Source organism: Rhodospirillum sp. A1_3_36 (genome assembly GCF_047263945.1).
GTDB lineage: Bacteria > Pseudomonadota > Alphaproteobacteria > Rhodospirillales > Rhodospirillaceae > Rhodospirillum.
The window spans coordinates 353743-374387 of the sequence record NZ_JBLAVB010000005.1; the positions used below are offsets into that span (position 1 = coordinate 353743).

The 20645-nt window shown below is 61.2% G+C and carries 17 protein-coding genes; 7 read left to right on the plus strand and 10 right to left on the minus strand.

Features of this window, described 5'->3' with window-relative positions:
* Positions 1 to 32: 32 nt before the first annotated feature.
* Entirely contained in the window at positions 33 to 887 is an 855-nt protein-coding gene (locus tag ACLIRY_RS14220) for an FkbM family methyltransferase (RefSeq protein ID WP_413206065.1), read from the minus strand.
* Complete coding sequence (locus ACLIRY_RS14225; RefSeq protein ID WP_413206066.1) at positions 884 to 2224, minus strand: YihY family inner membrane protein; 1341 nt, start codon at positions 2222 to 2224, stop codon at positions 884 to 886. Before ACLIRY_RS14225 ends, ACLIRY_RS14220 begins: the two co-directional genes overlap by 4 nt.
* Before the next feature lie 139 nt (positions 2225 to 2363).
* Here ACLIRY_RS14225 and fabI point away from each other — a divergent pair, with 139 nt between their 5' ends.
* A complete protein-coding gene (gene fabI, locus ACLIRY_RS14230; RefSeq protein WP_413206067.1) occupies positions 2364 to 3203 on the plus strand; it encodes an enoyl-ACP reductase FabI in 840 nt (279 codons plus the stop codon).
* A 6-nt stretch (positions 3204 to 3209) separates the two neighbouring features.
* On the plus strand, positions 3210 to 4313 hold the full coding sequence (aroC, locus tag ACLIRY_RS14235; RefSeq protein WP_413206068.1) for a chorismate synthase: 1104 nt from the start codon (positions 3210 to 3212) through the stop codon (positions 4311 to 4313).
* Positions 4314 to 4508: 195 nt separating this feature from the next.
* On the opposite strand, the gene ACLIRY_RS14240 is transcribed toward aroC, so the two are convergent.
* Positions 4509 to 4832, minus strand: coding sequence for a hypothetical protein (locus ACLIRY_RS14240; protein WP_413206069.1), 324 nt, complete (start codon positions 4830 to 4832; stop codon positions 4509 to 4511).
* A gap of 409 nt (positions 4833 to 5241) precedes the next feature.
* On the opposite strand from ACLIRY_RS14240, the gene ACLIRY_RS14245 reads away from it, so the two are divergent.
* Both ACLIRY_RS14245 and sppA read left to right on the plus strand, forming a co-directional pair.
* Complete coding sequence (locus ACLIRY_RS14245) at positions 5242 to 5814, plus strand: peroxidase-related enzyme (RefSeq protein ID WP_413206070.1); 573 nt, start codon at positions 5242 to 5244, stop codon at positions 5812 to 5814.
* 172 nt (positions 5815 to 5986) lie between these two features.
* Complete coding sequence (sppA, locus tag ACLIRY_RS14250; protein ID WP_413206071.1) at positions 5987 to 7771, plus strand: signal peptide peptidase SppA; 1785 nt, start codon at positions 5987 to 5989, stop codon at positions 7769 to 7771.
* Between the two features lie 390 nt (positions 7772 to 8161).
* On the opposite strand, the gene folP is transcribed toward sppA, so the two are convergent.
* From folP to ACLIRY_RS14285, 7 genes are all read right to left on the minus strand, one after another.
* A complete protein-coding gene (gene folP, locus ACLIRY_RS14255) occupies positions 8162 to 9334 on the minus strand; it encodes a dihydropteroate synthase (RefSeq protein ID WP_413206072.1) in 1173 nt (390 codons plus the stop codon).
* Between the two features lie 4 nt (positions 9335 to 9338).
* The gene (gene ftsH / locus ACLIRY_RS14260; RefSeq protein ID WP_413206073.1) at positions 9339 to 11270 is read right to left on the minus strand and encodes an ATP-dependent zinc metalloprotease FtsH; all 1932 of its coding nucleotides are present in this window, start codon (positions 11268 to 11270) and stop codon (positions 9339 to 9341) included.
* A 138-nt stretch (positions 11271 to 11408) separates the two neighbouring features.
* Complete coding sequence (gene tilS, locus ACLIRY_RS14265) at positions 11409 to 12848, minus strand: tRNA lysidine(34) synthetase TilS (RefSeq protein WP_413206074.1); 1440 nt, start codon at positions 12846 to 12848, stop codon at positions 11409 to 11411.
* A 2-nt stretch (positions 12849 to 12850) separates the two neighbouring features.
* The gene (gene ybgF / locus ACLIRY_RS14270; protein WP_413206075.1) at positions 12851 to 13672 is read right to left on the minus strand and encodes a tol-pal system protein YbgF; all 822 of its coding nucleotides are present in this window, start codon (positions 13670 to 13672) and stop codon (positions 12851 to 12853) included.
* Positions 13673 to 14042: 370 nt separating this feature from the next.
* Entirely contained in the window at positions 14043 to 14525 is a 483-nt protein-coding gene (gene pal / locus ACLIRY_RS14275) for a peptidoglycan-associated lipoprotein Pal (RefSeq protein ID WP_413206076.1), read from the minus strand.
* A 160-nt stretch (positions 14526 to 14685) separates the two neighbouring features.
* Entirely contained in the window at positions 14686 to 16059 is a 1374-nt protein-coding gene (gene tolB, locus ACLIRY_RS14280; protein WP_413206077.1) for a Tol-Pal system beta propeller repeat protein TolB, read from the minus strand.
* A gap of 204 nt (positions 16060 to 16263) precedes the next feature.
* Positions 16264 to 16899 carry a MarC family protein gene (locus ACLIRY_RS14285; RefSeq protein WP_413206078.1) on the minus strand — a complete coding sequence of 212 codons (636 nt, stop codon included), beginning with the start codon at positions 16897 to 16899 and terminating at the stop codon, positions 16264 to 16266.
* A 295-nt stretch (positions 16900 to 17194) separates the two neighbouring features.
* Here ACLIRY_RS14285 and ACLIRY_RS14290 point away from each other — a divergent pair, with 295 nt between their 5' ends.
* The 3 genes from ACLIRY_RS14290 to rpe all read left to right on the plus strand — a co-directional run bounded on the left by ACLIRY_RS14290 (position 17195) and on the right by rpe (position 20632).
* Positions 17195 to 18559 (plus strand): AMP-binding protein, encoded by a 1365-nt coding sequence (locus ACLIRY_RS14290; protein WP_413206079.1) that lies wholly within the window; start codon positions 17195 to 17197, stop codon positions 18557 to 18559.
* 253 nt (positions 18560 to 18812) lie between these two features.
* The gene (locus ACLIRY_RS14295; protein ID WP_413206080.1) at positions 18813 to 19448 is read left to right on the plus strand and encodes a LysE family translocator; all 636 of its coding nucleotides are present in this window, start codon (positions 18813 to 18815) and stop codon (positions 19446 to 19448) included.
* A 527-nt stretch (positions 19449 to 19975) separates the two neighbouring features.
* Positions 19976 to 20632 carry a ribulose-phosphate 3-epimerase gene (gene rpe / locus ACLIRY_RS14300; RefSeq protein WP_413206081.1) on the plus strand — a complete coding sequence of 219 codons (657 nt, stop codon included), beginning with the start codon at positions 19976 to 19978 and terminating at the stop codon, positions 20630 to 20632.
* The last annotated feature ends 13 nt before the right edge of the window (positions 20633 to 20645 follow it).

Below are 20645 nucleotides of genomic sequence, written 5' to 3' on the forward strand. Positions count from 1 at the left end.
AAAGCCGCAGAGGGGGCCGCAGAGGCATAGGGTCACACCCCGGCGGCGGCCTCCACCACCGGCCAAATCCGGCAAAGCTCGCCGGGTTTGGCGAAGAGCACATTGCCCACGTAGTCGGTCCAATCGATCAGCGTCCCCGGAGGGATGAAGGCCGGAAGGGCGCTCCCCCGGGGCAGGAAGGTGGCGTAGCCCAGCGCCTCCATCATGGTCCGAAGGCTCAATTGGGAGGCGCCCATGGCCTCCAGACCAAAAGGATTGAGCTCAGCGAGTACATAGGGAGGGCACCGTCTCCCCAACACCTTCTGACCGCCGGACAGGACCAGTTGTTCGGCCCCTTCCGTGTCGATCTTCACCAGCTTCACGGGCAGGGGACCGAAGCGATCGTTGAGCCCATCCAGGGTCACCGCTGTCACCCGCTTGGCCAGAGGCGCCTGGGCAGTGCGCTCGTTGAAGGGATGCAATCCCGGTTCCCAAAGGGCATGCCCCCCATCATTGTCCCGGTTCAGGTGGATCTCCCGCTCTCCCTCGGCATCCGCAGCGACACCCGCGACCAGGCGCACCCGCTCCTCGAAGCCGTTGAGAGCCAAATTGACGCGAAGCGCTGCAAGATTGGCCTCATCGGGCTCAACGGCGACCACACCGCCCTTGGGACCGACCCGACTCGCCGCCAGGACGGTCACCAGCCCCACATGGGCGCCGATATCCATCACCCAGTCACCGGGTCGCAACAGCTTCACCAGCAAGTCCATGGTGACCGGCTCGTAGCGCTTCCCCTCCATCAGGGTGGCAAGCATGCTCCGTTGGGTGATGGGTCCATCGTCCAGCAGCAGACGGGGCGGAAAGCCCTCGACTCCGTCGGGCAAGGGAATGGTAACCTCGGCTTTCATGCATCGGCCCCTTTTTCCTTGTCCTGCCCCCCAGCCGGCCCCTCGACCTCGGCCAGATCGTAAACCGTAATAGCCAGACTGGCGTCCTCCGCCTCTGCCGCCCGATTCAGGGCATCCCGCGCCATGGGTCCCCAGTCGTCTCCGTGCCATCCCCCGTTGGTCGGAATGCGCGGCACTCCATGGCCCAGCGCCTGGATCACCACAGAAAGACGCATGGCGCGAGGGTCCCGTGCGGGAAGCAATCCACCCCTTTCATCAATGGCGACCAACTCCGCCTGATGCAAGGTCCGCAAGACTCCCCCCAACCGGTTTTCCGACGCACCAATCTTCGCCGAAAGGCTCCGCCGATCGACGGGACCACCGACACCGTGGGCACGGGCCAGGGTGACCAGGGTGGCCAGTGCCAATCCCAGGCGCAATCCGGCGGGGTCGGTGCCCTCCCGCTCCAGACGGCGCGCCGTATGCCAATTGGGTAGATTGGCCGCCGTCACGGCGCCCAGCAGAACGACCATCCAGGACAGGTACATCCAAATCAGGAAAATCGGCAGGACAGCCAGGGCCCCATAAAGGGTTTCATAGGACTGTCCACTGGTCACATAGAAGAGAAAACCCTGTCGTAACCCTGCAGATAACACCGTGGCCACCACCCCACCAACGGCGGCGTGGCGGAGCTGCACCGGACGGTTTGGAACCAGCAGATAGAGCAAACTCATGGCTAACAAGGTCAGGATATGGGGGCCTAGGGCAGGCAAAAATCCCGTTATAGGAGAAATTACATCATGATTCACCAAAGAGTGAGCCGCAGCCAGGTAGCTGGATAGGGAGAAACTGACCCCCATCAGCAACGGCCCGATGGTCAGAACCGCCCAATAGACCAGGATCCGGGCGACGGGATGGCGTGGCTTTTCCACTTGAAAGATCGTATTCAGTGCCGATTCAATGGTGACCAACAGCATGATTGCCGTCACAGCCAGCCCGACCACGCCAATGGCCGTCAAACCCGCCGCAGCCCCGACGAAGGCTTCGATCCGCTCCTGAACTTCGCTGATCTGATAGGGCAGAAACGTCTCCATAGCCCATCCGATCATCCGCGACCGGACCCCATCAAAGGCCGGAAAGGCCGCCAGGATCGCCAGGGCGATGGAAATTAGGGGAACCAAAGCAAGCAAAGAGGTATAGGAAAGGGAGGCAGCCATGCGGGGAATATTCTCCTGAGCGATGCCTTTCCCTGCCACCCGCGCGAACGCAAAAAGATTTCCCGACCAAAGCCAAGCCCGCCGACGCCAGCCTCTAGAGACATGATGGGTCACATCCTTTACGGTTTCATGACCTTCCATACGAGCTTTGCCCCCGAATTCGGTTAGTGTAGGATGCCGCGCCCGGCGTCCCTTTGGGCCGGGCGTGACCCACAGAGAAAGCCGCGCGGCGGCAATCGATCAAGAACAAACGGTTTAGCAAACTATAAAGGGGATACCCATGACGAATTCCACCGCGCTGCTCGCTGGCAAGAAAGGCCTGGTCCTCGGACTGGCCAATGATCGCTCCATCGCCTGGGGCATCGCCAAGGCCGCCAGTGACGCCGGGGCGGAAATCGCCTTCACCTATCAGGGCGAGCCCCTGTTGAAGCGGGTCCGCCCGCTGGTCGAAGGCCTGAACCCCAACCATCTGCTGTTGCCTTGCGACGTGACGGACACGGACACCGTTGATGCCCTGTTCGAAACCATCAAGGAGAAATGGGGCACCATCGATTTTGTTGTCCATGCGGTGGCCTTCTCCGACAAGGACCAACTGAAAGGCAAGTACATGGACACCACTCGGGATAATTTCCTGATGTCCATGGACATTTCCGTATTCTCCTTTACCGACATCGCCCGGCGCTCAGCGGCCATGATGAACGATGGCGGGTCAATGATCACTCTCACCTACCTGGGCGCCGAACGGGTCATGCCCCATTACAACGTCATGGGCGTGGCCAAGGCGGCATTGGAAGCCAGCGTCCGCTATCTGGCATCGGACCTGGGAGACCGGGGCATCCGCGTCAACGCCATTTCTGCGGGTCCCATCAAGACCCTGGCCGCATCGGGCATCGGTGATTTCCGCTTCATCCTGAAATGGAACCAGTTCGTCAGCCCCATGCAGCGCAATGTCTCCATCCACGACGTCGGAAGCTCGGCCCTATACCTGTTGTCGGACCTGTCCAAGGGCGTCACGGGCGAGGTGCACCACGTGGACAGCGGCTATCACACCGTGGGCATGCTCAACATCAACAGTGTTCCGGATGTGGTCACCCTGCTCAATCAGGTTCGGAAGGACTGACGCACTGTGGCCGGTGATACCTTTGGAACCCTGTTCCGTTTCTCAACCTTTGGCGAAAGCCATGGCCCCGCTATCGGTTGCGTGATCGAAGGGGTTCCTCCGGGGATCCCTCTGGCGGCCGAAGACCTGCAACGGGACCTGGACCGGCGCAAACCCGGCCAATCCCGCCACACCACCCAGCGGCGGGAAGCGGACGAGGCGGAGATTCTGTCGGGTGTGTACGAAGGCCGGACCACCGGCACTCCGATTGGTGTGTTGATCCGTAATACGGACCAGCGCTCCAAGGACTATTCGGAGATCGCCCGCCGCTTCCGCCCGGGCCATGCCGATTTCACCTATATGGCCAAATACGGTCTGCGCGATCCCCGGGGAGGAGGCCGCTCCAGCGCCCGGGAAACGGCCATGCGCGTGGCCGCAGGCGCCGTGGCCAAGAAAGTTTTGACCCATATCTTGGGCGAGTCTGCCCTTGTTCGGGCCGCCCTGGTGGAAATGGGGGGTGTCGCCATCGACCCCACCCGGTGGGATTGGGACCAGACAGGCCAAAATCCCTTCTTCAGCCCAGATCCGGGCATCGTTGAAACCTGGGAAACCCTGTTGGACGGTGTCCGCAAGGCTGGATCCAGTGTCGGCGCCATCGTCCAGGTCGAAGCAGAGGGGATCCCTGCGGGACTCGGCGAACCCGTTTATGACCGCTTGGACGCCGACATCGCCAAGGCCCTGATGAGCATCAATGCCGTAAAGGGTGTGGAAATTGGCGCGGGCTTCGAAGCCGCACGCCTGCGGGGCGAACAAAACGCCGACGAAATGGCCCCCGATGGCAAGGGTGGTGTCGTGTTTTCCTCCAACAACGCCGGCGGCGTGCTGGGGGGCATCTCCTCTGGCCAAACCCTGGTGGCCCGCATGGCGGTCAAACCCACCAGTTCCCTCCTCATCCCACGCAACAGCGTAGACTTGGAGGGCAACCCCGTGGAAGTGGTCACCAAGGGCCGCCACGACCCCTGCGTTGGCATCCGCGCCATCCCCGTTGCCGAGGCCATGTTGGCTGTCACATTGGCCGACCACCTGTTGCGCTTCCGCGGCCAATGCGGTTTCCAGGGATCCATCGGCTAGAGTATTCCGAGATCAAGTTGGGTCGCTTCGCGACCAAACTTGGCCTCGAAAAGGCTCTAAAACTTATCGAAAGAAAGGGCAACGCAAATGGGAAAGTGCCCCCCAAAAAAAGTGGGGCCGAAGCCCCACGTTTGATCGTCCGATCACAGGTTTCGCCCCTCAGGGGCGTCTCATCCTTTGATTCTTCTTTATTGATTAGGGGTATATGCCCAAGGGGCTAAAGCCGTGCTGTTTGCGTAGAGCCCGCAATTCCTCTCTCAGATCCTCTTGCGCTTTCAGGTCTCCGCACTCTATGGCAGAGTGAATTTTCGGATACAGCGCCGAAAAATCACGGCTCATTTTCACCGCACGGGACATGGTCTCGTCGACCTCGCGCAACAGCTCCTCATCGGTAAAGACCAGAACCAGAGGGTCTGCACCCCGGGGGAACGTGATGATTTCCGCCGTATGGCTTTCAGCTCCCGTTTCCATGTCCACGAAATACAGGTCTTGATCCACGTTCTTGTCATCCCATGCCATGATGTCATCCTTTGGATAGGGTCTTTTTCATTTCCCCCTTACCTAATCAAACTCCGTGCCAACAAGATAATATATTTATTTTCAATAACTTAATAAAATTCACCTGTCTTGAAAGAGATGGGTTTCATCACTTTGCAATGCAGATTGACACTTCCTCTCAATCAGACAACGCCTCTCCCCTGTGGAATCGATCCCAAAGAATCCGACGGCAGACTGAGCCCGTTCTCAAAGGCTTTCAGCAGAGACAGGGGGAAAAAGGGGCCTTGACTCTGCCTTCCCAGGACGCCGTTTCCGTTAAGGGAAACTTAGAGATAGTCTCCGTCCGCCTCCGTCCGCTATGCTTTGTGAGCCAATGGCCGGACCGATCAACAGGTCCTGACCTCAAAAAATGAACAGGGAGATCACAACCATGCCCCAGCCCGACCACCTTATTTGCCTCGACATTCCCGACGCCGAAAACCTTGGGGAAGACATGGACGCCTATTTGGCCAAGTGCGAGGAAAAACTCGGCATGGTGCCCAATGTCCTGCGCGCTTATGCCAAACACCCGGCCAAACTCCGCAACTTCGTCCAGACCTACAACACCCTGATGCTGGCACCCTCAGGTCTATCCAAGCTCGAACGAGAAATGGTCGCCGTTGTCGTGTCATCAGCCAACCGTTGTTACTACTGCCTCGTCGCCCACGGGCAAGCGGTTCGTGCCTTATCGGGCGACCCCCAACTGGCCGAAATGCTGGTGATGAACCATAAGGTTGCCGAGCTTCCTCCCCGGGAACGGGCCATCGTCGATTTCGCCTGGACGTTGACCACGGCCCCCATGTCTGTGGGCGAGGCAGAGAGAAACGCCCTGCGCACCCAGGGGCTCACGGATGCGGATATTTTCGATCTGGCCGACGTCGCGGCGTTCTTCAACTATACAAACCGGGTCGCCCACGCGACGGAGATGATGCCCAACCCCGAATACCACGCGATGAATCGCTAACCTTTGCCTCTCGCCGGATACAGACTCGTCTTTTCCGACCTAGCCCCCACAGGGGTGCCTTGCCAGCACGAGGGAAACCGCTACACTGTGCCGCCTCGGCTGAGCGGTTTCCCGTTTCAGATATGCAGCCTCCTCCCCACGCCGTCCCAGTTCGGAGAAAGCGGAGTTCCTCATGCGGTTTATAGGCAAGGCCTTCCTTTTTGTTTTCGCCTTTGTCGGCATCCTTTCAAGTCTGCTCATCGTCTCTCTGCTGGTTCTCGCCGGTTCCCTCTGGGATGAGCAGGACACGACTGAAGGCACCCGCGCTGTTCTCACCTTGAACATTGATGGCCCCTTCCCCGAACGGGCGACCTCTGCGGACGCCTTGGCCTCCCTTCTTGAAGATGACGAGACCCCATCCCTGCGGGCGGTGACCGAAGCGCTGGCGGCAGCGGCTGTGGATCCGGAAATTAGAGGCCTCGTGGCCCATGTGGGCAGTGCTCCCGGCCTGGGCATGGCCCAGGCCCAAGAGTTGCGAGACGCCATCCTGGGCTTCAAGGCCTCGGGCAAACCCACCTTGGCCTATTCGGAAAGTATCGGGGAATTTGGTGAAGGGACGATCCCCTATTATGTGGCATCGGCCTTCAAAAGCCTCTGGCTCCAACCCTCGGGCATGGTGGCCTCCACAGGATTTGCCTTTGAAGTGCCCTTTCTACGGGGTCTGCTCGACGACCTGGGACTCCAGCCAGAGGTCTTCACCCGCGAGAACTACAAAGATGCCATGGCAAGCCTGACCGACTATGGCATGTCCAGCTACCAGCGCGTTTCCATGGGATCGGTGGTCAACGGCTGGACCGATCAAGTGGTCACCGCCATAGCCAATGACCGAAACTTGAGTGTCGATACGGTCCGGGGACTGATCAACCGTTCCCCTTTGCTTGCCCAAGAAGCCCTGGACGCCAAGCTGATCGATCATCTGGGCTATCCCGACGAGGCTATCCAGGCCATCACTGACGATGCGGGAGAGACGCATCGCCAATCCCTTGCCAGCTATGCCAAACGATTGGGCGAAAAGGACCCTGTCCCAGGCGCCCGACCGGTCGCCCTGATCGTGGCGCAGGGACCGGTTATGCTGGGGGATGGGAAAAGCGGCCCCTTCGATCAGGAAGAAATCGATAGCCGCGCCTTGGCCGAGGCAATTGATGAAGCCGTCGACGACCCGGATTTGGCCGCCATCGTCCTGCGCATTGACAGCCCTGGCGGCTCCTATGTGGGATCGGATCTGGTTTGGCGTGCCATGCGCAAGGCCCGGGACAAGGGTATGCCAATCATCGCCTCCATGGGAAATGCCGCTGCCTCCGGCGGATATTTTATTGCTATGGGAGCCGATAGGATTATTGCCCAACCGGGAACATTGACCGGCTCCATCGGCGTGCTCGCCGGAAAGGTTTCCATTTCCAAAGCCAGCTCGGATCTCAATGTGCGCTGGGATCAGGTGTCCCGGGGCGCCAATGCCGATATGTTCTCTCCCATCTCCCCCTTCGACAAACGGGGAAAGGACCGCATGAATGCCATCATGGATACCATCTATGCCGATTTCACCGGCAAGGCTGCGGACGCCCGGAAGATGTCCGCCGAGGCCATGGAACAGGCCGCCCAGGGCCGCGTCTGGTTGGGATCCGATGCCCTGAAAAACGGCTTGGTCGACGAACTTGGAGGTCTCTCCCTGGCCTTTGCCCGCGCCCGGGAACAGGCGGGCCTGAATCCGGAAACCCCCTTGAACGTTGTCGTCTTCCCAAAGGACACCACACCCGATTGGGTGAGCGGCCTCGTGGGCGCCGCCCGAAGCCTGGAAGGCGTGTCTTCCCTTTTGGGGCTGGCCACGACCGTAAACGGCTTGCTACAGCCTGAACTCGACGCCATGCGGGCAGTCAAAGCCGGACCCATTTCCAGCCCAATCTCTGTCTACGCCCAATAATACCAAGCGGCGCGGGTTTAAACCCAGGCCGCTTTTCTTGCGTTCAAACGCTAGGCGGGCTTTTACGCGCCATAAGGCGCGGCGGCCACTTGGCCGCTTCCAAGGTGCGGTGAGGCAAACTCACCGCACCTTGGTATAAAGCAACCGCGAGGCTCTGCCCCATCGGCCATTCATAAGAAAAATGGAGATTTGGGGACATTCGCCACGGTACACGACAGTCCGTGCTTTTCAGTCACGGGGCTTTGCCCCGTCCCCCACTGGGGCCGAAAGGCCCCAGACCCCCAGCATTTACTGGCCGAAAGGCCCCAGGACCCGGGCTGTTATTTTTAGAAGAAAAAAGGGGGGGGTGGGGGCATCGCCCCCAAATGGGCTTGGGCGATCGCCCAGCTGTCAGGCCCGCTCCAAGGCTTCGGCTACCGTGAGCGCCTGGACGGTCTCGGGAACATCATGGACGCGCAGAATCGCCGCCCCTCGCGCCGCAGCCGCCGTTGCAATGGCAAGAGAGCCGGGCAGACGCTCCCGGGGGACACCCACACCGCAAAGCTTGCCAATCAAGCTTTTGCGGCTGGCCCCAACCAAAACCTCCGCACCCAGACCGAGAAACTGCGCCGTGGCTTCCAGGATTTGCAGGTTGTGCGCGACGGTCTTGCCAAAGCCAATGCCCGGATCAACGCAAAGCAGATCATTGGACAGCCCCGCCTCCCGGCAGGTCCGTAGCCGTTCAGACAGCCAATCCATGACGTCCAGGGGCGCATCGGCATAGGTGGGATCACTCTGCATAGTCCGGGGCTCCCCCTGAATATGCATGACCACCACCGGCGCCCTCCGCCGTGCCACCAAGGGGAGGGCCTCCGGGTCACCGGTCAAGCCGGTGATATCGTTGACGATCAACGCGCCCGCATCCAGAGCCGCTCCCATGGTCGCGGCATGGTAGGTATCAATGGAAACCACCGCACCCCGATTGGCCAACTCCCGGATAACCGGAACCACCCGGGCGATTTCCTCATCGGGCGGCACCGGATCGGCACCGGGGCGGGTACTCTCCCCCCCCACGTCCAGGATCGTCGCCCCCGCCTCCAGCATCGCCAAACCGGAGGTCAGAGCCACATGATGTCCCGACTGAGGCCCCCAATGGACTCCCCCATCGGAGAAACTGTCGGGAGTCACGTTGAGGATCCCCATGACGAGAGGTTTGCTGTCTGGCCGCTCCAATCCGGCGAAGGGCGCCCGGGGCCGGGTCAGCGTTTGGAAGAGCCTGCCCACATGGGCATCGACGGCCTCCCCCTCCCCCTGACTCCACAGGCGGAGGGTCTCCGGATCCTGAACCCCATGCAGGATCCGGTCAGAACCGTCCCGCAGGAACAGAGAGAGCAGAGTAAAGGCCATATCGGTCCGCCCGGCCAGGGGCCAAGCTCGTCCCTCTTCCAGCAATCGCCCGGCCACGGGGCCACGGACCAAACCGGCGGGGGCCAGATACAGGCATCCCTCCGGCGTCCGCCTCCCCCCAAGGAAGAAGCCCCGCGGCGGGGCGGGGCTTCCAATGCGTCGTGCTGTCGATGTCACAGGATCATGCGCCCGGCTGAGGTTCCGGATCGCCGCCAAACTCGCTGCCCTTTCCCCCGGCGGCCGGACCGCTGGTCGGCACGGAAGAGCGGGGACCCCGGTGGCGGGGAGGCGCAGGCTGCTCAGCCCGGTTCAGATCCTCGCCCCGGATCAGCTTGTTCACTTCATCGCCGGACAGGGTTTCATATTCCAGCAGACCCCGGGCAACAATTTCGAGTTGATCCGTATAACGAGTCAGGATTTCCCGAGCCCGCCCCTCGCCCTCTTCCACGAACCGGCGGACCTCGTCATCGATGAGTTGCGCGGTCGCGTCTGACAGGTTCTTGTGCTGGGTCACCGAATGACCGAGGAAGACTTCTTCCTGGTTGTCGGTGTAGCGCAGGGGGCCGAGCTTATCGGAATAGCCGAACTCCGTAACCATGCGCCGCGCCAGATCGGTGGCCTGCATGATATCGTTGGAGGCACCGGTGGTCACTTCCTCCAGACCATAGATCAATTCCTCGGCCACGCGTCCACCGAAGGCCATGGCGATACGCGCCTTCAGCTCCTTCATGGAATAGCCGTAGCGATCCCGTTCGGGCAAGGACATGGTCACGCCCAGGGCGCGGCCGCGGGGAATAATCGTGACCTTATGCAGCGGGTCGTGACCCTCCTGGTGGATAGCCACCAGGGCATGACCGGCTTCGTGATAGGCGGTTTTTTCCTTCTCGTCCTCGGTCATCACCATGGAGCGGCGCTCGGAGCCCATGAGCACCTTGTCCTTGGCTTCCTCAAACTCGGACATGGTTACCACACGCTTGCCCTTGCGGGCGGCCAGCAAGGCAGCCTCATTGACCAGATTGGACAGATCAGCGCCGGAAAAGCCTGGGGTTCCACGGGCAATCACCTTGGGTTCCACGTCGGGACCGAGGGGGGTCTTGCGCATGTGCACCTTGAGGATCTTTTCCCGTCCCATAATGTCCGGATTGGGCACGGTCACCTGGCGGTCGAAGCGACCCGGGCGCAGCAGGGCCGGATCCAGCACATCGGGACGGTTGGTGGCGGCGATCAGGATCACGCCCTCGTTCGCCTCGAAGCCGTCCATTTCCACCAGCAACTGGTTCAGAGTCTGTTCACGCTCGTCATTGCCGCCACCCAGACCGGCACCACGGTGGCGGCCAACGGCGTCAATTTCGTCGATAAAAATCAGACAGGGCGCGTTCTTCTTGCCCTGTTCGAACATGTCGCGGACACGGCTGGCGCCCACGCCAACGAACATTTCCACGAAGTCCGACCCGGAGATGGTGAAGAAGGGCACATTGGCCTCGCCGGCGATGGCCCGGGCCAACAGGGTCTTACCGGTACCGGGCGGACCGACCAACAAGACGCCCTTGGGGATCTTGCCACCCAGACGCTGGAACTTCTGGGGGTCGCGCAGGAATTCCACGACCTCCTCCAATTCCTGCTTGGCCTCGTCGATGCCCGCAACGTCCTCAAAGGTGACGCGACCGCTCTTTTCGGTCAGCAGTTTAGCCTTGGACTTACCAAATCCCATGGCCTTTCCGCCACCGGACTGCATCTGGCGCATGAAGAAAATCCACACACCGATCAACAGCAGGAAGGGGAACCAGGAAATCAACAGGCTCCAGAAGGTCGGAACATTATCATCAGGCGGCATAGCAGAGATGCGCGCACCCGAAGCCGTGAGCTTATCAACCAATTGGGGGTCACGCGGGGCGTAGGTGGAGAACGTCCGACCGGAGGTCAATTCACCGGTGATGGTCTCCCCCTGGATCACAACCTTCTGGACCTCTTTCTGATCCACGTAGTTCAGGAATTCCGAATAGGCAATGGAATCCCGCGCATCCCGGGGGGCGGAGGTTTGGAACAGGTTGAACATCACCACCAGGAGGACGGCGATAATGATCCATAGGACCAGGCTTCTGCTGAAATTCACCACTTACCCTTTCGAGCCACGCGGCCCCCTCGACCAATAACGTCACGGGAGGGCAATCGCGCCAGTATCCGGATCCGGAGCGATCCCCGAAGGAGACCGTATATCCGTTCCAATGTATGTAGGGCCGAAATCAGGGACTCACAAGCCGCGACTGCCGACATGAATCCGATTGGACCCAATTGTCAGTTGGGGGCAATGTGTGACTGCGACCAATGGCGGCCTGCGCACTTGGTCACCCTCAGCACCATGTCCCCTATCGCCTCCCCTAGAGACCGTTTCTTTCCTGGCCGGAGAATAGCGCCAAAATCCCAGGGACGGAACCGCCAATATGCCTTCCTTCGCTTGGCCTGCGGTTCGATCCCGGATCGCGGGCAGGGCCATCGCGGCCAGCCTCGGCACCGCCCCGATATCCACCTCCTTCGCCAGCAGGGCCCAGCCTGCCTCCCCTAGGGCAGAGACGGCGAGTCCCCCAACCGAAGCGCAGAGCCGATAGCGACCATCCCAAAGCACCTCACGCCCCTCAGGCAACCCCACCAGACGGCGGTCCAAGCCCCGGCACTCTCGACAGACCAAAAGTCGCCCCGCCCCCTCCGCCCGCCAAAGGAGCCCCGCCAGAGACCGACTTTTACCCGGTACCGGCAAAGCATCCAACAAGTCTGCCAGGGCTCGAGGATCGGCCCCGCGGCACGCACCGGACAGGGATCCGGCCAACCGGGCAAGGGCCCGAGCCGTTTCCCAGGGATCTCCCGCCGCCAGTGCCCCCCGGTCGAGGCGCACCCAGCCCTCTCCCAGAGTCGTCACCACTTCGGCCAAACGCTGCGTCAATCGCCCTTCCACCCAACCCCGGTCGCGCCCGGCCCGATCGGCCAAGGACCAGAGGGCATCCGCCGAAGGAACCAATTCAGAGAGCCCCACCGCCCCAAGACTTGCCCTGGCTTCCCGGTGACGCCCCCGATCGTATTGGGCCGAGGCATTGGAGGGATCCTCCGCCCAGGTCATCCCGCGCGCCCGGGCCGTCGCCACCAAACGGGACTTGGACAGGGACAGAAAGGGTCTTAGCAAACGGGCTTGGCGCCGCATGGCCACCGGCGCCATGGCTGCGAGTCCATCGGGACCACTGCCCCGGACGATCCTCTGCCAGACCGTCTCGGCCTGATCATCCCCATGGTGAGCCAAGAGCAAATGGAGCGCCCCGGCCTCCCCGCAGGCGGTCAGCAACCCCCCATAGCGGGCGTCGCGTGCCCGCTCGTGCAGGCCTGCCTGCGGTTTTTCCGCCCCCCAGCTCAAGAGAACGGCAGGCTGGCCCAGGGCCTTGGCCGCCTCAGCGACCAATTGGGCTTCCGACGCGGATTCAGGCCGTAGACCATGGTCAAAACAGAGGGCCAGGACGGATCCGCCCCGAGTCACCGCCCATTCCGAGGCCAGCGCAAGCAAAACCATGCTGTCCACACCGCCGGAACAGGCCACGGCAAGCAAGGGCTGCGACTCGAAGGGGCCGAGGGGGGCCATCAGGGCTGAGAACTCGGCTCCGGTAAGAGGAGAGGATCCCCCTTGGAGCGCAGGCCCGTCAGCCGCCATTCTTAGCAGCCCAGACGGCTCATCTCGGCGCTGGCCCGACGCTTGATCGCCTCTGCGGCCCGGGGATATTGGCTGTCCAAGCGACCGAAAGCGGCGCAAGCCTCCTTCGCCTTGCCCAAATTGGCCATCGCCATCCCCAGCTTCAGCAGGTTGTCCGGCCCCTTGGTGCTTTGGGGATAGGTTTTATAGCCGGTCATGAAGGCCACGGCAGCCTGCTCGTAGTCACCCCGGACATAATAGGTTTCCCCCAGCCAATATTGGGCGTTCCCAGACAATTTTCCATTCGGATGCTGGGCGAGGAAGGCCTTGAACGCCTGTTCCGCCCCGGCATAGTCCGCCTTGTGGAGCATGGAAAAGGCATAATTGTACTGCTCGGGCTCCGGAGCATCAGGCAGGATTGACCCCATGGACGCCGCACCAGGCGTCTTGGGGGAGGCTGGTGCCTGCCCGCCGGGAATATACCCCAACACGCCCTGCTCACCGGACGGCGGCGTGCCGCCGACGCCGGGCTGAGCGATACCCGCTGATGGGGCACCCCCTGCCGCCGGAGTTGGGTTCCCTTCCAGGGCATTCAAGCGGTACTGAACATCACCCAGAGCATTGTCCAACTGGGCCTTGAGCTGGCGGTTGTCGTAGGTGGCCTGCTCGACCTTACCGGTCAGGTCCTGCACCAAACGCTCCAGTTCGGAAATTCGCACCTGCATGCGACCCAGCAGGTCACTATTGCCCTGTTGGGCCGAGGCCGGTCCCGCCGACAGCGTCATGACAAGGGCCAGGGCCAGAACTGGTCCGGCGGGGGTCACGCGGTGGACGAAGGACAACATGCCTCTTCCTTTCTTATCGGACGCGTCAATAGCGACGGTTTTGAATGGTGTGCCCAGAGCGCTGATCTTGAAGACCGCACCAAAAGCAACGGGAACGTCCCAACACTATAAATGGACCGGGAAGCAGGCACAATTAGGGCCAAACCGGAGGAGAAGGCGGGATGGGAGCCAAATGAAGAAAACAAATCGGCGCCACGAATCAAAAAGGGCGCCTCCCCTATCCCTCCCCTTGGGTGGAACACGGAATGGCGCCCCCTATCCTACCTGGACGCCGCCAAACCGGATAGGGGTCCGATAGGCGGCGGTCCATCTGAATGACCGACTCTTTAACGGGGAAGAGTCGGTCATGTTTTACCGTCAAAGCCGCGCGTTATTGGGGCACGGACACGCCACGACGGTTCCGAGCCCAGCAAGATGGTGTGCTCTCGGTGCAGACCGGACGCTCCTTGCCGTAGCTGACGGCGCGCAGACGGTTCGAAGCAACGCCCTGGCTGATCAGGAACTCGCGCACGGAATTGGCGCGACGCTCGCCCAGAGCCAAGTTGTATTCACGGGTGCCGCGCTCGTCAGCATTGCCTTCGATGGTCAGGCCGAAGTTGCTATACTGGTTCAGCCAGGATGCCTGACGCTGCAGGGTGGCGCGAGCTTCGGGGGACAAGCTGTACTGATCGGTATCAAAGTACACACGATCACCGACAACCTGCTGGAACTCGGCCACAGAACCGGCGGCGGGACCAGCCGGTTGGGTCGAAGCACCATTGCCCATGCTGTTGGAGCCTTGCTCCGGTGTGGAAGAACAGGCCGCGAGCAGCATGGCGCCCGCCACGGCACCGAGGAAACCAACCTTCGTCATAAATTAAACTCCCAAGTTGAGGGCATCCGGTGGATTGGATCAAGTGACGTCCGACCGGGATGGTCACACGCCGCGATGGATGTATCGGGCCCGCGGCTGGGCAATCCGATCCTAGTCTTGTGCGCGAAATTGCGCCTAAAAACAAGTCCCCTCCTTGATCTTACAAGGGCAGAAGGGGAGACCAAGCGGGGTCGGAGGCCTGGGTCGGGGTGATCACCCGACGTTCGTTCGCACCGCTCAGATCAATGCTGTACAGAGTGGTCCCGCCCCCCCGTTCTTCGCGGAAAAACATAAGAACACGGCCATTGGGCGCCCAGGTCGGACCTTCCACCAAATAGCCTTCGGACAGGATTTTTTCCCCACCCCCATCGGGTCGCATGACACCAATATAAAATCTTCCCCCCTTCATTTTTGTGAAAGCAATAAGGTCTCCGCGGGGTGACCATACGGGAGTTGCATACCTTCCGTCACCAAAACTGATTCGATTTACCCCAGACCCATCTGCATTCATGACATAGATCTGTTGAGCCCCACCCCTGTCGGAGTTGAAGGTGATCATCCGTCCATCGGGGGAGTAGGAGGGGGAGGTATCAATGGCCGGATGGTTTGTCAGCCGGGAGGACCGACGGGTGCGCAGGTCCATTTCATACAGTTCAGTATTGCCATCCTTAGCCATGGACATGATAACGCGATTGCCATCGGGCGAGAAGCGGGGGGCAAAGGTCATCCCCGGAAAATCTCCCAACAGTTCCCGCCGACCGGTATCGATATTCAGCAAATAGACCCGGGGCACGCCATTGTACCAGCTGAGATAGGTGATTTCCTGGGCTGTTGGACTGAAGCGGGGGGTCAGCACCAGATCCTCTCCGCTGGTCAGATACTTATGCTTGGCTCCATCCTGATCCATGATAGCCAAACGCTTGATGCGGGCGGTTTTGGGACCCGTTTCGGCCACATAGACAATGCGGGTATCGAAATAGCCCCCCTCTCCCGTAATCGCCTCATAGATTTTGTCGGCGATGATATGGGCGAAGCGCCGCCAAGCCTCCGGATTTTCCTGACTATTCAAATTTCCTGTGAAGCTTTGGCCCACAACATGACTGCCGCCAAAGACATCCCACAGTCGAAAAACCACCTTGACCCGCCCATCGGCGACCGCCTCGACCTCGCCCTGGACCAAGGCCTGAGCGTTGATCGCTCGCCAGTCCGCAAACTGAGGTTGAACGTTGATATCGGTGAGGTTCTGCAAATATGCCGCCGGATCGAGAACCCGAAAGAGACCGGACCCCGCCAGATCGTTGCCAATCACCTGGGCCATATTCGAGCCCAATTGTTGGGACGCGGAATCGGATCCGGCGAAGGCGGGAATCGCAATTGGCATGGGTTCGCGCGCCGTTTGGGTGACATCGATCACCAGTTCGGCCCGAGCCTGTGGTGCCAATGCAGCGCCGGTGAGCGCCACCCCTCCGACTACCATGGCTGTGAGACCGGCCCGTTTCAGGCCCCGCCATCCCCCTTTCGCCCAAACCATCATCGTTACTTGTTCCCTTTGGTTGGAGATCCACAACAAGACTACAAAGTCTGCGCAGGAAATTCCAGGCACCCCACGTCAGTCAGCGGAATCGAAAATCCGATTCCCTGATTATCGCCATGCCTCGATGCCGCAAAATTGTGGCAACCTCATGGCTCCCGGACTGTGAGTCGCGACCTGACCTACCGCTCTGTTTACAAAGAACCGTCATAGGAGAAAGGCCTCCCGCAGCCCATTCATGATGAATTGCACTGCCAACGCACCGAGGATAATCCCCAACAAGCGATCCAGCGTCAAAGTCAGGGTCTTGCCCATCGCCCGATGAACCCAGCCTGCGCAAAGCAACAGAAGCAGCGTCGGCACCACGACCGCCAAAATCGCGGCGATCACCCAAGCCAAACCCAAAGTCCCACTGCTTTCCCGGGAGAACAAAAGAACCGCAGTGATGGTTCCCGGACCGGCGATCAAGGGAATGGCAAGGGGAAAGACCGAAGGGTCAGAATCCTCGTCTTCGCCGCTCCATTCCTTGTCCATCGCCTGGGCGTTCTCTCCCCGGCGGATGGTCCGCTTGGCGAAGATCATTTCCTGAGCCACCAGCAAGAGCATCAACCCCCCTGCGATACGGAAGGCTGGGATCTCGATCCCCACCAAATCCAGGAACACACCACCCCCAACTGCCGCAGCGATCAAAATAAAGGTGGCAAGGACACATCCCTTGATCGCGATTCGCCGTCGGACCGCATCCGTCCGGCCGACCGTCAGCCCCAGGAAAATGGCAAGAATCCCAAGGGGGTCGACCAAAACCAGAAGGGTCGCTACATGGGAAGGAAAACTGTCAAGCATGGGCCAGAAGCGATCCTGTCAGGGAAAGGGGAAAAGATGACATCGGGACGGGAAACCGGATGGGCTTTCGGCAAATGGGGCCGACTTCCCCTCCCTACAACCCCCGACATGGGCCCCGACATGGGCCCCGACATGGGCCCCGACATGGGCCCCGACCTGCCCCCCGACCTGCCCCCCGACCTGCCCCCCGACATGGCCCCCACCACTGGGACCCGGTCATCGGCCTTGAGTGACCGGAGCAAGCACCCTAAGCTGCGCTCTCCTTCCACCCATCTGTTCCGCCTTCAGATCGGCCATGTCCAATCTATTCTCTTCCCTGCCCCATGCCGACACCACTCTTCCCGCCCTGATCACCCCCGGGGCAAACCTGTCCCATGGAGCCCTAAGGAAACGGATCGCAACCCTTCAGGTTTGGCTTCAGCAATCGGATCAGTCAGGAAACCGCCCCCTGCTGCTGGCAAGCGAACCGTCAGAGGAATTGCTTGCCGCCTTCATCGCTGCGGGCGCCCTGGGGCGAACCGCAGCAATCGGCGATGCACGCTGGCCCATCGGCCCTCGAGGTCTCGTAGAACGGGCCTTGTCCAATCCTCTCACCCTCCCATCGGCTCCTTTTGTTAAGGAGTCTGGGACGTCCGAATTCCAACTTGAAACCGCTCCCCGGCAGCCCTTCTATATCGGTTTCACCTCGGGCACCTCTGGCCTGCCCAAAGGATACGCCCGAAGCCACCCGTCCTGGATCGCAACCATGGAGGCCGCCCGGGACTGCTTCGCCCTGCGCCCCGGGGACCGGATACTCACCCTTGGCCCCCTGTCCCATTCCCTGGCTCTTTATGGTGCGGTACAAGCGCTTTGGCTCGGGGGGACCGCGCTGCTGAACGGCGATCCGAGCCAAGCCGATGTGGTCATCGGTGTCCCCCCCCTTCTCGCTGTAAAGGCCCGGACCGGCCCCCACCGGGGGGTGCGCCTTGTCCTGTCCGCCGGGCAGGCCCTGGATCCGGGATTGGTGAACCTGCTGTCCCAAGGGTTTCCCAACGCCCGCCTGATCGACTTTTATGGAACGTCAGAGCAAAGCTTCATCGCTTGGCGCGCAGTAACCCCTGCCCAGACGGAGAAAGGCGCGGTCGGCCATCCCTTCCCTGGCGTCACCCTCTCCGTCGTCGGTAAGGGTGGCCTGCCCCTCCCACCCGGAGAAACAGGCCGCCTGAAAGTGGCCAGCCCAATGATCTTCGATCGCTACGTCCCCGGTCTGGAAGGGGGAGGTTTCCAGCGGGACGGCGCCTGGACCACCGTGGGGGATCGGGGGTGGCTGGATGACGAGGGAGTTCTCCATTTGGCCGGGCGCGAAGGCGGCATGGTGGTGGTGCGGGGGATCAACGTCTTTCCCGAAGACGTGGAATCTCGCTTGAAGGCCCTGCCTGGTGTCACGGATGCCGGGGTAACCGGCTTGCCCGATCCTCTGAGAGGCGCAACCCTCGTGGCCTTGATCGAGGGCCGGGTTCCGGATGCAGATGCCCTGTCCACCCTCACGGCGGAGCGGCGCCCCCGTCGCATCCTGACCGTCCCCACCCTGCCCCGCACCTTAAGCGGCAAACTCGATCGAGCAGCCCTCAGGGACCTGGCTCAAGCCCTTCTGCCCCCCCTTCCAGCCTCCCCCTTCTAGAGCAAATCCCGAGCAATCTGGGACAGATTGCGACGACGATTTGCTTCAATGTCAGATCTAGAGCAAATCCCGAGCAATCTGGGACAGATTACGACGGGCGGAACGCACGCCGTAAGCGTGACGATTTGCTTCAATGTCAGAGGTTTAGAGCATGTTGCGTGAATCATGTTTCACGCAACATGCTCTAGACGGGAACGGAGAAAACTGACTTCATGGGTTCCCCCCCCTCTTTGAAACCTGGGAATCCCCTGCCATGTCCCTATCCCTTTACCTGCCGTTTATCCTGGCCACGGCAATCCTGATCCTCATGCCCGGCCCGATCGTCGGTCTCGTGATCGCCAATAGCTTGGCCCATGGCACCCGTCGCGGGTTGCACACCGTCGCCGGATCCACCCTGGGAAACGCCCTTCTGGTCACGGCCGGCGGACTGGGCTTGACCACCCTGTTGGCCCTGATGGCCGATTTGTTCACCGCCATCCGCTGGCTGGGCGCGGCCTATCTCATCTGGTTGGGGATCAAAGCCTTCCGCTCTGTCCGTACAGTCGGAAAAGACGGCGTTAATCACCTGGAAAAACCCAGTCCCTCGGGTCGAGCGGTCTTCCTGCAGGGCCTGATGATGGCCGTGACCAACCCCAAGACGATCCTGTTTTACGCGGCTTTCTTTCCCCAATTCCTCGATCCGACCGCCCCCGCCGGTCCCCAGTTGGCGATCATGGGAAGTACCCTGGTGGCTTTGGCCCTGGTCTTCGACGGGTCCTATGCCCTGTTGGCCGGGCGGATGCGGCGCTGGTTCACAGATCCCGCTCGGCGGCGCCTTCAGGCACGAATCACCGGCAGCCTGCTCGTCACTTCCGGCCTCGGTCTGCTGCTCATGCGCCGCCCGGCCTAGAGTGCGCCGAGATCAAATTGGCCCAATTTAATCTAAAATAACGGAGTTGGAGCATCGAGCGGAAAACCGGTCTCGGTACACGACAGTGTCGTATATTTTTTGGGCGATTGCCCAAACCCATTTGGGGGCCAATGCCCCCAAACCCCCATTTTTCTTTTAAAAATATGAGCCCGGATCAGGGGCCTTCCGGCCCCAATGGGGGACGGGGCAAAACCCCGTGACGGCAAGACTCCCCCTGTCATGTACCGTGAAAACCGGCACACACTTTTCCACTTGATGCTCTAAGGAGCCCTGTTGGGCCTTCGCGCATCCGCCACCAAAGTCCCGGTCCAAGTCGAAACGGGGGCCGTTGCATTCATCGCACCGATCGCCTAAATGGAAACCTCCGCCACCGGCCCCGGGTCCCCTTGGGCGCTGTCCCGTCCCCCTTAGGGTCGGGCATGGACCATGGACCGTGTGACTCCCAAGTCCGCCATCTCGGCTTGACGCCCCGGGGTTGCGACCGCTTTCAAAGGAAGACACCGACCATGGCCGATGTCCTGATCGCCCCCTCTATCCTGTCCGCCGACTTCGCCCGCCTGGGCGAGGAGGTCCGCGCCATCGACACTGCGGGTGCCGACTGGATTCATGTCGATGTGATGGACGGCCATTTTGTGCCAAACCTGACCATTGGCCCCGGCGTGGTGAAGGCCCTGCGCCCCCATACCAAGAAGGTGATGGACGTTCATCTGATGATCGCCCCGGTGGATCCCTACATCCCCGCCTTCGCCGAAGCCGGCGCCGATATCATCACCGTCCACGCCGAGGCGGGCGCCCATCTGGACCGATCACTCCAGGTGATCCGCGCTTTGGGCAAAAAGGCGGGTGTCTCCCTGAACCCCGGGACGCCGGAATCGGTCCTGGAGTACGTGATGGACCGCCTGGACCTGATCCTGGTGATGTCCGTCAACCCCGGCTTCGGTGGACAGGCCTTCATCCCGGCCATGGTGGAAAAGATCAAGCGCATCAAAGCCATGATCGGCGACCGGGACATCACCATTGAGGTCGACGGCGGCATCAACCCAGAAACGGCCCCGGACGTGGTGGCCGCAGGCGCGACCGCCCTGGTGGCCGGAAGCGCTGTGTTCGGAGGGGACTATGGCGACCGCATCGCCGCCATTCGGGAAAGCTGCGCCAGCCTTTAGCCCAGCTTCCCCT

Coding starts and splice junctions, on each gene's coding strand:
- tilS (WP_413206074.1), bottom strand. CDS start 12,848: ATGGCGGCTGACGGGCCTGCGCTCCAAGGGGGATCCTCTCCTCTTACC.
- ACLIRY_RS14285 (WP_413206078.1), bottom strand. CDS start 16,899: ATGCTTGACAGTTTTCCTTCCCATGTAGCGACCCTTCTGGTTTTGGTC.
- rpe (WP_413206081.1), top strand. CDS start 19,976: ATGGCCGATGTCCTGATCGCCCCCTCTATCCTGTCCGCCGACTTCGCC.
- ACLIRY_RS14295 (WP_413206080.1), top strand. CDS start 18,813: ATGTCCCTATCCCTTTACCTGCCGTTTATCCTGGCCACGGCAATCCTG.
- ACLIRY_RS14225 (WP_413206066.1), bottom strand. CDS start 2,224: ATGGAAGGTCATGAAACCGTAAAGGATGTGACCCATCATGTCTCTAGA.
- ACLIRY_RS14290 (WP_413206079.1), top strand. CDS start 17,195: ATGTCCAATCTATTCTCTTCCCTGCCCCATGCCGACACCACTCTTCCC.
- tolB (WP_413206077.1), bottom strand. CDS start 16,059: ATGATGGTTTGGGCGAAAGGGGGATGGCGGGGCCTGAAACGGGCCGGT.
- ACLIRY_RS14220 (WP_413206065.1), bottom strand. CDS start 887: ATGAAAGCCGAGGTTACCATTCCCTTGCCCGACGGAGTCGAGGGCTTT.
- sppA (WP_413206071.1), top strand. CDS start 5,987: ATGCGGTTTATAGGCAAGGCCTTCCTTTTTGTTTTCGCCTTTGTCGGC.
- ybgF (WP_413206075.1), bottom strand. CDS start 13,672: ATGTTGTCCTTCGTCCACCGCGTGACCCCCGCCGGACCAGTTCTGGCC.
- ACLIRY_RS14245 (WP_413206070.1), top strand. CDS start 5,242: ATGCCCCAGCCCGACCACCTTATTTGCCTCGACATTCCCGACGCCGAA.
- fabI (WP_413206067.1), top strand. CDS start 2,364: ATGACGAATTCCACCGCGCTGCTCGCTGGCAAGAAAGGCCTGGTCCTC.
- ACLIRY_RS14240 (WP_413206069.1), bottom strand. CDS start 4,832: ATGGCATGGGATGACAAGAACGTGGATCAAGACCTGTATTTCGTGGAC.
- pal (WP_413206076.1), bottom strand. CDS start 14,525: ATGACGAAGGTTGGTTTCCTCGGTGCCGTGGCGGGCGCCATGCTGCTC.